The organism is Parafrigoribacterium humi, assembly GCF_040227205.1.
Lineage (GTDB): Bacteria > Actinomycetota > Actinomycetes > Actinomycetales > Microbacteriaceae > Parafrigoribacterium_A > Parafrigoribacterium_A humi.
Genome location: NZ_JBELOA010000002.1, coordinates 50,249 through 62,563, shown reverse-complemented (window position 1 = coordinate 62,563; position 12,315 = coordinate 50,249). Strand labels below are relative to the sequence as shown.

Here is a 12,315-nt window from a genome sequence, read left to right as displayed (position 1 = left end):
GGATGCCCGCGAGAGATTCCCTACTGCCTGCCGCCGCGATCCTCGGGGTCCTCGACCTTGTCGCTGTCGGCCGCGTCGAAGAGATAGGTCACGTGGTACTGGCCGCCGAGTTCGCGCCACGGGCCGGCGGTGTAGTCGATCAGTGCCTCTTTGCCGTCGACTCCGACGACAACCGTCACAGAGCGATCCCAGGAGCCGTCGGTGCTGATGCGCCGATCGGTGCGGCCATCGTTCGGGCCGCCCTGGTAGTGCACGACATATTCGTCACCGCGGGCCAGCGCTGGAGTGTCTTCGCTCATGTGCCCATTGTCGCATCGAACGCGCGAAACCCAGCGTATGCAACTGCATAACGAAGCTATATAGCTTGGTTATATAATCGAGTAATGGCCGACATCAGTTCCATGATTCACGACGTCATCTTCGCGGCACATCGCCTCACCAGAATTGCAGCACAGTCCACGGGAAGCACCACACCCGCTGCGGTCTGGAGCACCCTGTCGATCCTCAGCACAGACGGCCCGCTCCGCATCGGCGATCTGGCGAAGGCGGCCAGGGTCAGCCAGCCGAGCATGACCAAGCTTCTGCAACACCTCGTCGAAGACGAAACCGTGTATCGCATCGCCGACGTCGAAGACTCGCGGGCCTGGCTCATCGCTATCAGCCCGAAGGGCACCACCGCGCTCGCCGACTGGCGAGTGCAGCTCAGCGAGCAACTCGGACCGATCTTCTCCGACCTGAGCCCGGACGAGACCACCACGCTGCAGAACGCGGCGCGCATCCTCACAGCACGTACCAACACGAACAGGAAGGTGGCCTAGTGGCCCACGAACCCGGAGCCGAAAGCACCGCGAGCATCCTCACTCAACCGAAGCAGGTCTGGGCGGTGGGCTTCGCCTGCGTCATCGCCTTCATGGGCATCGGCCTCGTCGACCCGATCCTCCCGGCCATCGCCGAGAAACTGAGCGCTACGCCCACCGAGACCGAGATGCTGTTCACGAGTTACCTGCTCATCACCGGCGTCGCGATGCTCTTCACGAGCTGGATCTCGAGTCGCATCGGCGCCAAGCGCACCCTCATGATCGGCCTGGCGCTCATCGTGATCTTCGCCTTCGCCGCGGCGGTCAGCGGCAACGTCGAGATGATCATCGGATTCCGCGCCGGATGGGGGCTCGGCAACGCGCTGTTCATCTCGACCGCCCTCGCGACCATCGTCGGCGCGGCCAGCGGAGGTACGTCATCCGCGATCATCCTGTATGAGGCCGCACTCGGTCTCGGCATTGCGATCGGGCCGCTGCTCGGAGGCCTGCTCGGCAACATCAGCTGGCGCGGGCCGTTCTTCGGCACCGCGATCCTCATGGCCATCGGGTTCATCGCGATCGTCGTGCTCCTCGGCAAAGACGAGGGTGCAGAACGGGTTCCTGTGAAGTTCTCCGCGCCGTTCCGTGCGCTCGGCAATCCGGCCATCGCCGTGCTCGCGGCGACCGCACTGTTCTACAACATCGGCTTCTTCGTGCTGCTGGCCTATACGCCGTTCCCGCTCAAGATGACCGCGATCGGGCTTGGATTCACGTTCTTCGGGTGGGGGGTCGCCGTCGCCGTGACCTCCGTCTGGATCGCCCCGTTGTTCACTGCCGCGATGAAGCGCACGACGGTGCTCGCTATCGTGCTCCCTCTTCTCGCGCTCGATCTGATCGCCGCGGGAGTGTTCATCTCCTCGCAGCTCGGTCTTGTGATCGCCGTGATCGTGGGCGGCCTGCTGCTCGGTGTGCTCAACACGGTGCTGACCGAATCCGTGATGGGGGCGACGGACCTGCCGCGCTCCGTGGCGTCATCCGCGTATTCCGCTGTGCGGTTCATCGGTGGAGCCGTCGCTCCACCCCTCGCCGCGGAACTCGCGAACATCTTCCTTCCTTCCACGCCGTACTACTTCGCCGCGGGTTCGGTACTGGTTGCGACGATCATCCTCGTGCTTGGATCTCGCACTCTCTCCCACATCAACGGCGGCGCAGAACCCGCTCTCGTCGAAGCCGAGGCCATCGGGCTGGGTGAAAGTGTCTGAGGCCCGGCGCTGCGTCGTCGGTGTCGCGGCCCGGCGATAGGATCGAAAAATGCCGAATAACTCTGATCGACTCGTCTGGATCGACTGCGAAATGACGGGGCTCGATGTAGAGATCGACGAACTCGTCGAGGTCGCCGTCGTCATCACGGATTTCGAGTTGAACATCCTGGATCCCGGATTCGACATCGTCATCAAGCCCAGCCAGGCCGCGCTCGACAACATGGGTGACTTTGTGACGAACATGCACACCGAGTCCGGGCTCCTCGAGGCGATTCCCGACGGAGTGCCCCTTGCCGAGGCCGAGACGGCAGTGCTCGACTACATCACGAAGTTCGCCCCGACCGAGCGCTCTGCACCGATCGCGGGCAACACGATCGGAACGGATCGCGCCTTCATCGCGCGGTACATGCCCAAAGTCGACAATCACCTGCACTACCGCAGTGTGGATGTCTCCTCCATCAAGGAGCTCTCCCGCCGCTGGTTTCCGCGCGTGTACTTCCACGCCCCGGAGAAGCACGGCGGGCACCGCGCCCTCGCGGACATCCTCGAGTCCATTCGCGAGCTGGAATATTACCGTCGAGCGGTGTTCACCTCCGATCCTGGCCCCACCACGGATCAGGTGCAGGCCATCTCCGCCGAGGTGATCGAGGGCTTCGCACAGCATCTCTGAACCCGTCAGCCGAGCAGCTCGCTCGGGTGTCGGTTCACCCTCCCGCATGTATTAGACTCGTGTGGCTGCTTCATTGCACGCATGGTGGTCGTAGCTCAGTTGGTAGAGCGCTGGCTTGTGGAGCCGGATGCCGCGGGTTCGAGCCCCGTCGATCACCCCACAGTGAACATACGACGAAGAACGGCCCCGCTTCGCGCGGGGCCGTTCTTCGTCGGCCAACGCCCGGTCCCGTCATATGTCAGGCTGGATGCATGCCGCAGACTCTGGACCGCACAGAATTGCGCGAGAAGACCGACATCGATTCGACCTGGACGACCGTGGTCTGGAACGACCCCGTGAACCTGATGAACTACGTCTCCTACGTGTTCCGCAGCTATTTCGGATTCTCGAAGGCGGAGGCGGAGCGCAAGATGCTGCAGGTGCACAACGACGGCCGGTCGATCGTGGCCGCCGGGCCGCGTGAAGAGATGGAGCGACACGTCGAGGCCATGCACGGCTACGGCCTGCTCGCGACCGTGGGCAAGGCGGAATGATGAGGGCCTTTCGCTCCGAGCCGGACGGCACGCTCTCGGCAGAACTGACGACCGATGAGGTCGCGATCCTGGTGGATCTCGCCGGACAGCTCTCCGACCTGCTGCAGCAGGGTTCCAGCACTGACGACGCCGTCAGACGCCTCCTGCCGGATGCCTACCCGGATGACCCGGCCGCGTCGGCGGAGTTCAAGCACTTCACCTCGGCCGGCCTGGTCGATCGCAAGGTGGCCACCGCATCCGTGATTCTCACCACGCTGCGGGAGTCGGTTGCGGCGGATACCGATGCCGATGTCGACATCGAGACGCCGACCCTGCTGCGCCTCGACCGGCAGGCTGCCGCCGCCTGGCTCACCGCAGTGGGTGACCTGCGGCTCGTGATCGCCGAGAGGCTCGGCATCGTCCGCGACGGAGACGAGGGCGAACCCGGCGCCGTGATGACCGAGATCTACGACTGGCTCGGATACGTGCAGGGCTCCCTCGTCGACGCTCTGGATGCGGCATGACGGACGGCCTGCAGGGTGCCGGCGGTCTCCAGAGTGACGAGGTTGACGCCGAGGAGTTCGAACGGCTCGTGATCGCCGAGCTCGATCTGCTCCCCGACGAGATGATGGACGGCCTGGAGAACGTGTCGTTCACCGTCGAAGACCTGCCGGAGGATGGAACCCGCGACCTGCTCGGGCTCTACCACGGCGTCTCGCTCACCCACCGTGACAACTACGGCTTCGGAGAGCTGCCTGACCGGATCACGCTCTATCGCCTTCCGCTGCTGACGGCGAGCCGTGACCTGGAGGAGTTGAAAGACCAGATCCACGTGACACTCGTGCACGAGATCGGTCACTTCTACGGCCTCGACGACGACGCGCTGCACGAGCTCGGCTGGGGTTAGGCCCCGGGGACGCTGTGGCCGTCGATGACGACGTCGGCGAGAGAAGCCGGATGCTCGCGGTCGATGAAGACCTGTTCCTGTGCCGCCCAGCGGTCCCAGAACGGTCGGTAGGCGTCTCCGTCGCGGGCGAAGGCACGACGCTGGCGCTCCCCCGAGTCCAGCTCCACCCAGAGCGTGAAGCTCGCCAGTGCACGATTCGCGCGACTGAGAGCACCGCAGCCCTCGATGAGCAGGGGGCAGGTCGGGTCGATGTCGTGCCACTCTGCGCGCGCATCGGCCCGCCAGTCCCAGCGCTGCCAGCGTGCGCCCTCCCCCGCCGCGAGCGGGGCGAGCACGACGTCGTGCAGGTGGTCGCTCGCGGCCTGCAGCCCGTCCCAGCCCGGGTAGATGTCATCCAGGTGAATCACGGTGATCTCGCCCGGATACGCCACCGCGATCGCGAGCGCGAGGGTGGTCTTGCCGCTCCCCGAGCGCCCGTCGAGCAGCACGACGGAACGAGCGGCGGATGCGGCGATCCGATCGACAAGGCCCACCGCGTCGGCGGGCACCGCGGCCTGAACCGCACGCTCAGGCAAGGACGAACTCCCAGCTCCCGAACCCCACGGCCGTCGCGATCGCGACTCCCGCAATGGCCACGCCGATCGCGATGAGCAGCACCTCACGGCCACCGAACGGTGAGGGCCTCGCCCAGGTGCGCGGGATGTCGGAGCCGAAGCCCTTCGCCTCCATGGCGGTGGCGAGCCTGCTGCCCCTGCGCACCGCGATGACGAGCAGGGCGAAGGCCTGGCCACCGAAGCGACGGATCCTGCCGCTGTCGCCGACGCCGCGCGCGCGACGAGCGAAGGCGAGCTGCCTCCAGTCCTCGATGAGCACGCCGACGAGGCGCAGCGCGGCGAGGCCGCCGAGCACGAAACGAGCCGGGAGGTGCAGGATCTGGCTCAGGCCATCCGCGAGATCGGTCGGATCGGTCGTCGCGAAGAGCACTATGCCAGGCACGCCGATGGCGAGGATGCGCAGCGCGATCGCAACCCCGAGCGAGAGCGAACCCTCGGTGATGCTCACGAAGCCGAAGTGCCACAGCACCGCGCCGGAGTCGCGGCCGTAGAGCACCGTCGTGAACCCGGCGAGCGGAGCGGCAATCCACAGCGGCGCCGTGCGCAACACGAACTGGCGCGCGCTCAGTCCGCCCCAGAACACGAGCGCGGCCTCCAGGCCGAGCGCGACCGCTGCGGAGATCCAGTCGATCGAGAGCAGCAGCGCGATGCTGAGGATCACGGCCGCGAGCAGCTTGGCGACGGGGTTGATGCGGGCGATCGGGGTCTCGGCGATCGTGGGCGTGACGACACTCATCGGGTGAGCACCGCCGCCGTCGCGCCTCGGAAGGTGGAATCCGCGTCGAGTCTCGGGGCCAGCCGCACCTCGACGTCGGCGAGCGCACTCACGAAGTCCGCGTCGTGGGTGACCGCCACGACGGAACTGCCCGCCTCCAGCAGCTCGGCAAGGAGAGCGACGAGCTCCTGCCAGGTGCGCGAGTCCTGGCCGAAGGTCGGTTCGTCGAGCACGAGAACGCGCGGCGCGCTCGCGAGCACCGTGGCGACCGAGAGCCTGCGCTTCTCTCCGCCCGAGAGAGTGAAGGGGTTCGCCCCTCCGAGCGCGTCGAGCCGCAGCCTGCCCAGCAGCCGATCGACCCGCTCCGTGATCTCCGCCTCGCCCAGGCCGAGGGCACGCGGGCCGATCGCGAGTTCGCCGCGCACGGTCGCGGACAGGAACTGGTGCTCCGGATTCTGGAACACGGTGCCGATGCGCGTGAGCAACTGCCTGGACCTCCAGGCGTGCGGATGCGGCCCGATGCCGGCCGCCAGCACCTCACTCGCCTCCACGGAGCCGGAGGCCGGGGCCAGGAGTCCGGCGAGCGTCAGCGCGAGCGTGGACTTCCCCGCACCGTTCACCCCCGTGATCGCGGTGGCGAGGCCTGCGTCTACGCGCAACCCCATCCCCTCTGCGGGTGGGTCGACTTCCGATGCACTCCTCCCGCCGCGGCGAGGGTGGCCACGACGGGGGTGGCTGCGGCCACGGCCGATTCCGAGCGCGGTCGTGCTCAGCAGGGTGCCACCCGATGGCGTGGTCCCCGGCCTGCGCCCTGGCAGTGCCGGCGGGAAGCCGGGCACCCACACGCCCGCCTCTGAGAGGCGCTCCCCCGCCGCGAACAGCACGCGGTTCGGCGCTCCGTCGGCAAGGATCCCGCCGTGTGCGCCAAGCACAATCACGCGGTCAACGAGATCGAGCCACACCGAGACGCGATGTTCAATCACCACGAGCGTCGTCGTGCGGTCGTCTAGAGCGCGGGCGACGGAATTCCGCACCTCCGCGACGCCCGCCGGGTCGAGGTTTGCTGTCGGCTCGTCGAGCAACAGCAGCCCCGGATTCATCGCGAGCACGCCAGCGAGCGCGAGACGTTGCTTCTGCCCGCCGCTCAGCGACGAGCTCGGATGGTCGAGGGGAAGGTCGAGTCCCACCGCATCGAGGGCAGCGCCGACCCGTCGCCAGATCTCCTCGCGCGGAATGCCGAGGTTCTCGCATCCGAATGCCACATCGTCGCCGATCCTCGCCAGCACGACCTGCGAATCGGGGTCCTGCAGCACGAGACCGGTGCGACCGCGGGACTCGGCGGGGGGACGCCCGTCGACCAGGAGTTCTCCGCTCTGCTCGCCGTCGTCATCCCCGCCGAGCACGCCGGCGAGAGCAGAGAGCAGGGTCGACTTGCCCGCGCCGGACGGTCCGAGCAGCAGCACGCGCTCCCCCGGCTCGATGTCGAGATCGAGATCGGAGAGAGCGGGTCGCAGCCGACCGGCGTGCCTCCAGGCCCAGCCGCGGGCGCTCACTCGAGCGCCCGCGGTCGAAGCCTGACGAGGTGTCACGGGCACGGTCAGACCGCTGCGGTGCTCTCGCGACCCGCGGCGAACCTGCTGAGCGCGCCCGTTCTGGCGAGCCCGCGCACAGCGAGCCACGAGAGCGCACCGGCCAGAACCACCCCGGAGACCACCGCGGAGAAGAAGTAGACGAGCTTGTACTCGAACGCGAGGGCGGCATAGCTCGTGAAGTTCGTGTCGAGTAGCCCGACCGCGACCCCGGCGCCGACTCCCGCAAGGAGAGCCGCCCACAGGCGCCAGTTGGCGTAGAGCAGGATCGCGAAGACCAGCTCGGCGCCAAGCCCCTCGATCAAGCCCCAGATGAGAACCGAGAAGCCGAACTGCGTGCCGATGAGCGCAGAGACGATCGCTGCGACCAGCTCGGTGAAGACGGCCGCACCCGGTTTACGGATGACGAGCCCGCCGAGCACCCCGGCGAAGAGCCATCCACCGGCGAGGAGTCCCTCGAGGCCGGGCGTGAATGAAAGCAGGCCGCTCAACGGCGTCCACGCGAGATCCCAGGCCCAGAAGATGATGCCGCTCGCCACACCGAGCACGCTCGCGACGACGATGTCCACCACCCTCCAGCGGAAGCGCGAGCGCGTCGTGGACTTCTGGGATGTTGGGGTAACTGTCTGCACTGTCGTGCCCTTTCGTTATGAGGGCACGGGTTGGGGCCGCGACAGGGTGTACGCAACCCGGAGAGAATGCCTCCCTGCGCTGGCATGATCCAGATCAGGTTCGACGGTCGAAGCTTGGAGCAGCTTCCTCTCAGCCCGGCTCACCGGACTCCCGTGTTCTCTGCCGAGTATAGTCGAGGGCTACCTCACCGGCTCGAGAATGACGACCGGGATGTCACGCTCGGTCTTCCGCTGGTAGTCCGCGTAGTCGGGGTAGACGCCGACCATTTTCGTCCAGAGCGCCGGCTTCTCCTCCGCGGTCGCGGTGCGGGCGATGGCCGTCATCACGCGATCCTTCACCTGGATGCGCACCTCGGGGTTCGCGCTGAGGTTGAGGTACCAGAGCGGATGCTTCGGCGCGCCGCCCATGGACGCCACGACCAGGTAGCGGCCGGCGTCCTCGCCGCAGATGAGCGCCGTGCGCTGCCAGAGGCCGGACTTGCGACCCTTCACGGTCAACAGCAGCAACGGCGTTCCGTTACGGAAGTTCGGCTTCGCGCCGTTCGTCTCGAGGTAGGCACTGATCTGTTCCGCGACCCAGTCGGTGGGGCTGTCAATGGGGTTCTCTGGGGTCGTTCCTGCGGGGGTCGTTGTCGCACCGTCGGTCATGCCTCCAGCCTACGTCTGCGCTGCGACTCGACGGGCCGCTCAGTAGTCGATGCGGTGGGCGTTCTGGGCGTCACCGCGCGGGGCCTGGGCCTTGATGAGGGACGCAGGGCCCAGCGTGCCACGACCGAAGCGGGCGCTGACGGCGTCGATGGTGTCCTCGGCGTCGCGCCAGCCGTCATCCGTCTCCCACAGTCCGAGCTGCTGCCCGTCTGCCGGGGCCAACTGCTCCATGCGCACCCCGATGAGGCGAATCGCCTCCTCGGTGCCGAGCGCGGCGTAGATCTCGCGCGCCTCCTCATAGATGCGACGCCCGAGATCGGTGGGCTCGCCGAGGGTGCGCGAGCGGGTGATGGTGCGAAAGTCCGAGAAGCGCAGCTTGAGCACGACCGTGCGCCCCACGACACCGCCCGCGCGCAGGCGCACGGCGACGGCGTTCGCCTGGCGCAGCAGTTCCCGCCGCAGCTGCTCGCCGTCGGAGACATCGGTCTCAAACGTCACCTCGTGCCCGATGCTCTTCTCCACGCGCTCCGTCGTCACGACCCGTGGATCGATCCCATGCGCGAGCTCATGGAGTTTGCGACCGGATGCCTCCCCCAGCGCCCGCTGCAGCACCGGCAGCGAGGTTGCGGCGATGTCCCCGACCGTGTGCAGTCCGCGCTTCAGGAGAGATTCCTCCATCGCGGCGCCAACGCCCCACAGCGCGCTGGCCGGCAGCGGGTGCAGGAAGGCGAGCGTGTCGTCCTTCGGAACCACGAGCATCCCGTCGGGCTTGGCGCGCCCCGAGGCGAGCTTCGCGACGAACTTGGTCGCGGCCGCGCCGACGGAGCAGCGGAGTCCGGTCTCCTCATACACGCGGCGCCGGAGCAACTCGCCGATCCGGGCGGGTGGGCCGAACACGCCACGGGCGCCCGCGACATCCAGGAAGGCCTCGTCGATGCCCAGCCGTTCGACGAGCGGGGTCACGTCGTCGAAGATCGACATGACCTGCGTGGAGTAGTGCCGATATTTGTCGAAGTGCGGCTCGAGCACGATCGCCTGCGGGCAGAGCCGCATCGCGCGGGAGAGTGGAATCGCGGAGCGCACCCCGAACTTGCGGGCCGGATAGTTCGCCGCGGTGACGACCGAGCGCGCCGACTTTCCCGCGACGACCACGGGCACGTTCGCGAGCTCCGGCCGGTCGAGAAGTTCGACGGAGGCGAAGAACGCGTCGAGGTCGACGTGGAGGATGGTGGCAGAGCTGCTGTCGACGGAGGCCGCGCTCACCTGCCGCTGGCTGCCATCCTGTCTGCCCATGCATCGAGGCTAACCCGGTGCGCCGACGGTGTGGCGAAGCTTTCGCTTCGTGCCATGCTGCGCCACGATAGCGGAGTGCAGAATCTTCGTCTCGGCCAGCGCAGGATCGACATCTTCTTCATCGTGATCTTCAGCGCGTTCACCATCACCTCGCTCATCAGCGATCTGTTGCCCACGATCGGGGTGGACTTCACCCACGCCTCGAGCAACTTCTTCGCGAACTCGAACTACTGGTATGCGCACGACGCCGACCCGCTGTTCATGCATCCGCCGGTCTGGATGCGCATCGTCACCGGCCTCTCGGCGTTCGTCTACATGCCGTTCTACATCGTGCTCGTCGCCGCTCTGGTGCGGGGGTGGAACTGGATCCAGCTGCCGAGTGTGATCTACGCGACCACGATCGCGATGATCACCGGCGTGGTCGTCTTCGGCGTGGAGTTCTTCGGCGAGCCGGAGTTCCAGACCCAGAATCCGCTGAAGTTCCTGGCCTTCAATCTGCCGTACGTGCTCATCCCGATCCTGCTGCTGATCCGGATGCGCAAACCGCAGCCGTTCACGCGCCGCTTCTAGCGAGGGCGTCCGCGGGAGGGGCACGAGTCCTCAGCCCAGTCGGGCGTGCATCCAGGCGAGCGGATTCACGGGTCTGCTCCCGAGATGGATCTCGAAGTGCAGATGGGCACCCGTGCTCGCACCGGTGTTCCCGACGAGACCAATGACCTGCCCGACGGAGACGACATCCCCGACCTTGAGGTGCATCGATCCGCGCTGCATGTGGCCGTAGACGCTCGTGACCGACTTGCCGTCGATGAGATGCTGGATCTGCACGTGTATGCCGAGCGCACTGTAGCCGGGGTTGTTCGTCTCGGTCACGACACCCGCCGCGATCGCGTGAACGGGAGTGCCGTAACCCGCGTCGAAGTCGACGCCCTCGTGGTAGCTCGAACATCCGGCACACGGCGCGACGCGTGGGCCGAAGCCGTCCGCGATCCTGCTCGCCGGATTCACCGGCCAGCGCAACGGTGCCGATACGGTGACGGCGTAGTCGTCGTGGCCGCTGTCCGGATGGTCGGCCAGGGCAGAGACGGTCACGGTCTGCAGCGAGGGTCGTGACGATGGCACGGTCGGGTCCTGGGCGTAAGCGGGAAGAACGTACCCAGTGCCCAGGAGCAGGCCAAACAGGGCGGATCCGATCGCGGCGTTACGTCTGAAGGTGCGCAGGGCGTGCGAAAGCACGCGTGTGTCGGCTGGTGGCACGAGTCGGAGTCTCCGGGGTCTGTCACGCGCGAATCGAGCGCGGGGGAAGGTAGTCGAATGCACATCATCGAGCAGCGGTGGCACCCCGACCGTGGCGGAGCACTGTGGGCGATCAGTAGCCCGGCCGGCGGATCTACCACACCGGGGACACGGCTATCGCCTTGTTTCTCTCCGTCGAGGAGACCACATCAAGCTCCGTGTCAGCTGAGTGCTCCGCTCAGTCGAGCAGGGCGACGAGCTTGCCGACGGTGTTCCAGTTGCGCGCAGTCACCGGCTCGGTGAACTGCTTCCAGAACGATTTCGGCACCTTCGTCTGCAGGCTGCCCTCAGGAAACCACTGGTAGATCGCACCATCTCCGAGCCGCAGGATTTCCGGGGCCAGGGCGGCGGCATCCGGCTCCTCGAGCGTCACCGGAGAGCGCGCGGCGGGTGCGGAGAGAAAGGTCACGAACAGCTTCGACCCGTCCGTCGCGACACTCGTGAGCGGATTCGCCTCCGCGATGGCCAGGAAGCTGTCTCGGTCGAAGACCAGCACGCTCGAGCGCACCCCCGTGGCTGAATGCACGGCAGCCTCGATGACGGATGCCGTGTCGGCTGGCAGCGCAACATCCGCCTCGAACACCACGTTCCCGCTGCGCAGCAGGGTCGTCACGCCGGTGAATCCCAGCTCGCGGAACACCGCGGCGAGCTCGGCCATCGGCACGGACTTCGCCGTGCCCACGTTGATCCCGCGCAGTAGTGCGACATATTTCATCCCTCGACGTTAGCTTTCCCGAGAATTTCCTGCACGCGGGAATACCGCGGATTTCTATGCGCTTGCATACACCATGACGAATCTCATAGACATTCACCCTGACTACCAGGTCGGCACCTGGACCCTCGACCCCGCTCACTCCGAGGTCTCCTTCACCGTCAAGCACATGAAGATCAGCAAGGTGCGCGGCAAGTTCGAGAAGTTCGAGACGACCATCGTGACCGCCGAAGACCCGAGGGACTCCACCATCGAGGCCATCATCGATGTCGCCTCGGTCAACACCGGGCAGGAAGCCCGCGACAACCATCTGCGCACGAGCGACTTCTTCCTCGTGGAGGAGCACCCACAGCTCATCTTCCGTTCAACATCGATCGACTTTGACGGCGACGACTTCACCGTCGACGGTAACCTCACCCTGCGCGGCGTCACCCAGCCGGTAACACTGAAGGGCGAATTCGGCGGCACCGTGACCGACGGTTACGGCCGCGTCAAGGCAGGAGCCACGGCATCCACCAAGATCAACCGTCACGACTTCGGTGTGAGCTGGAATGCCGCACTCGAGGCCGGCGGCTTCACCCTCGGCGACGACGTGACCATCAACCTCGACCTGCAGGTCGTGCTGCAGAAGTAACCACCGTGCACACCGGGCGGGTTCGCGATTGACGCGG

General features: G+C 66.7%; 17 protein-coding genes, 1 tRNA gene and 1 riboswitch. Of the genes, 9 read left to right on the top strand and 9 right to left on the bottom strand.

Features of this window, described 5'->3' with window-relative positions:
- Nucleotides 1–20 precede the first annotated feature (20 nt).
- Entirely contained in the window at nt 21–299 is a 279-nt protein-coding gene (locus ABUA28_RS04570) for an oligoribonuclease (RefSeq protein WP_349902768.1), read from the bottom strand.
- 84 nt (nt 300–383) lie between these two features.
- Here ABUA28_RS04570 and ABUA28_RS04565 point away from each other — a divergent pair, with 84 nt between their 5' ends.
- The 7 genes from ABUA28_RS04565 to ABUA28_RS04535 all read left to right on the top strand — a co-directional run bounded on the left by ABUA28_RS04565 (nt 384) and on the right by ABUA28_RS04535 (nt 4,148).
- A complete protein-coding gene (locus ABUA28_RS04565) occupies nt 384–818 on the top strand; it encodes a MarR family winged helix-turn-helix transcriptional regulator (RefSeq protein ID WP_349902767.1) in 435 nt (144 codons plus the stop codon).
- The gene (locus ABUA28_RS04560) at nt 818–2,059 is read left to right on the top strand and encodes an MFS transporter (RefSeq protein ID WP_349902766.1); all 1,242 of its coding nucleotides are present in this window, start codon (nt 818–820) and stop codon (nt 2,057–2,059) included. The genes ABUA28_RS04565 and ABUA28_RS04560 overlap by 1 nt, the downstream gene beginning before the upstream one ends.
- 49 nt (nt 2,060–2,108) lie before the next feature.
- Nucleotides 2,109–2,729 carry an oligoribonuclease gene (orn, locus tag ABUA28_RS04555; RefSeq protein WP_349902765.1) on the top strand — a complete coding sequence of 207 codons (621 nt, stop codon included), beginning with the start codon at nt 2,109–2,111 and terminating at the stop codon, nt 2,727–2,729.
- A gap of 84 nt (nt 2,730–2,813) precedes the next feature.
- A tRNA-His gene (locus ABUA28_RS04550) sits at nt 2,814–2,889 on the top strand.
- 91 nt (nt 2,890–2,980) lie between these two features.
- Nucleotides 2,981–3,262, top strand: coding sequence for an ATP-dependent Clp protease adapter ClpS (clpS, locus tag ABUA28_RS04545; RefSeq protein ID WP_349902764.1), 282 nt, complete (start codon nt 2,981–2,983; stop codon nt 3,260–3,262).
- Nucleotides 3,259–3,765 carry a DUF2017 family protein gene (locus ABUA28_RS04540; protein ID WP_349902763.1) on the top strand — a complete coding sequence of 169 codons (507 nt, stop codon included), beginning with the start codon at nt 3,259–3,261 and terminating at the stop codon, nt 3,763–3,765. Before clpS ends, ABUA28_RS04540 begins: the two co-directional genes overlap by 4 nt.
- On the top strand, nt 3,762–4,148 hold the full coding sequence (locus tag ABUA28_RS04535) for a metallopeptidase family protein (RefSeq protein WP_349902762.1): 387 nt from the start codon (nt 3,762–3,764) through the stop codon (nt 4,146–4,148). The genes ABUA28_RS04540 and ABUA28_RS04535 overlap by 4 nt, the downstream gene beginning before the upstream one ends.
- Here ABUA28_RS04535 and ABUA28_RS04530 read toward each other — a convergent pair.
- From ABUA28_RS04530 to dinB, 6 genes are all read right to left on the bottom strand, one after another.
- The gene (locus ABUA28_RS04530) at nt 4,145–4,723 is read right to left on the bottom strand and encodes a nucleoside/nucleotide kinase family protein (protein WP_349902761.1); all 579 of its coding nucleotides are present in this window, start codon (nt 4,721–4,723) and stop codon (nt 4,145–4,147) included. The genes ABUA28_RS04535 and ABUA28_RS04530 overlap by 4 nt on opposite strands.
- Complete coding sequence (locus tag ABUA28_RS04525; protein ID WP_349902760.1) at nt 4,716–5,498, bottom strand: energy-coupling factor transporter transmembrane component T family protein; 783 nt, start codon at nt 5,496–5,498, stop codon at nt 4,716–4,718. The genes ABUA28_RS04530 and ABUA28_RS04525 overlap by 8 nt, the downstream gene beginning before the upstream one ends.
- The gene (locus ABUA28_RS04520) at nt 5,495–7,066 is read right to left on the bottom strand and encodes an ABC transporter ATP-binding protein (RefSeq protein WP_407075422.1); all 1,572 of its coding nucleotides are present in this window, start codon (nt 7,064–7,066) and stop codon (nt 5,495–5,497) included. Before ABUA28_RS04520 ends, ABUA28_RS04525 begins: the two co-directional genes overlap by 4 nt.
- A gap of 8 nt (nt 7,067–7,074) precedes the next feature.
- Nucleotides 7,075–7,698, bottom strand: a complete 624-nt coding sequence (locus ABUA28_RS04515) for an ECF transporter S component (RefSeq protein WP_349902758.1) — start codon at nt 7,696–7,698, stop codon at nt 7,075–7,077.
- Nucleotides 7,699–7,752: 54 nt separating this feature from the next.
- Nucleotides 7,753–7,863, bottom strand: a riboswitch (TPP riboswitch).
- Between the two features lie 15 nt (nt 7,864–7,878).
- Nucleotides 7,879–8,346 carry a nitroreductase family deazaflavin-dependent oxidoreductase gene (locus ABUA28_RS04510; protein WP_349902757.1) on the bottom strand — a complete coding sequence of 156 codons (468 nt, stop codon included), beginning with the start codon at nt 8,344–8,346 and terminating at the stop codon, nt 7,879–7,881.
- Between the two features lie 39 nt (nt 8,347–8,385).
- On the bottom strand, nt 8,386–9,639 hold the full coding sequence (gene dinB / locus ABUA28_RS04505) for a DNA polymerase IV (RefSeq protein WP_349902756.1): 1,254 nt from the start codon (nt 9,637–9,639) through the stop codon (nt 8,386–8,388).
- Between the two features lie 54 nt (nt 9,640–9,693).
- On the opposite strand from dinB, the gene ABUA28_RS04500 reads away from it, so the two are divergent.
- Entirely contained in the window at nt 9,694–10,209 is a 516-nt protein-coding gene (locus tag ABUA28_RS04500) for an EXPERA domain-containing protein (protein ID WP_349902755.1), read from the top strand.
- A 30-nt stretch (nt 10,210–10,239) separates the two neighbouring features.
- Here ABUA28_RS04500 and ABUA28_RS04495 read toward each other — a convergent pair whose 3' ends face one another.
- The gene (locus ABUA28_RS04495; RefSeq protein WP_349902754.1) at nt 10,240–10,893 is read right to left on the bottom strand and encodes a M23 family metallopeptidase; all 654 of its coding nucleotides are present in this window, start codon (nt 10,891–10,893) and stop codon (nt 10,240–10,242) included.
- 217 nt (nt 10,894–11,110) lie between these two features.
- Nucleotides 11,111–11,647 carry a DUF1697 domain-containing protein gene (locus tag ABUA28_RS04490; RefSeq protein WP_349902753.1) on the bottom strand — a complete coding sequence of 179 codons (537 nt, stop codon included), beginning with the start codon at nt 11,645–11,647 and terminating at the stop codon, nt 11,111–11,113.
- Between the two features lie 73 nt (nt 11,648–11,720).
- Here ABUA28_RS04490 and ABUA28_RS04485 point away from each other — a divergent pair, with 73 nt between their 5' ends.
- Complete coding sequence (locus ABUA28_RS04485) at nt 11,721–12,278, top strand: YceI family protein (RefSeq protein ID WP_349902752.1); 558 nt, start codon at nt 11,721–11,723, stop codon at nt 12,276–12,278.
- Nucleotides 12,279–12,315: the final 37 nt, after the last annotated feature.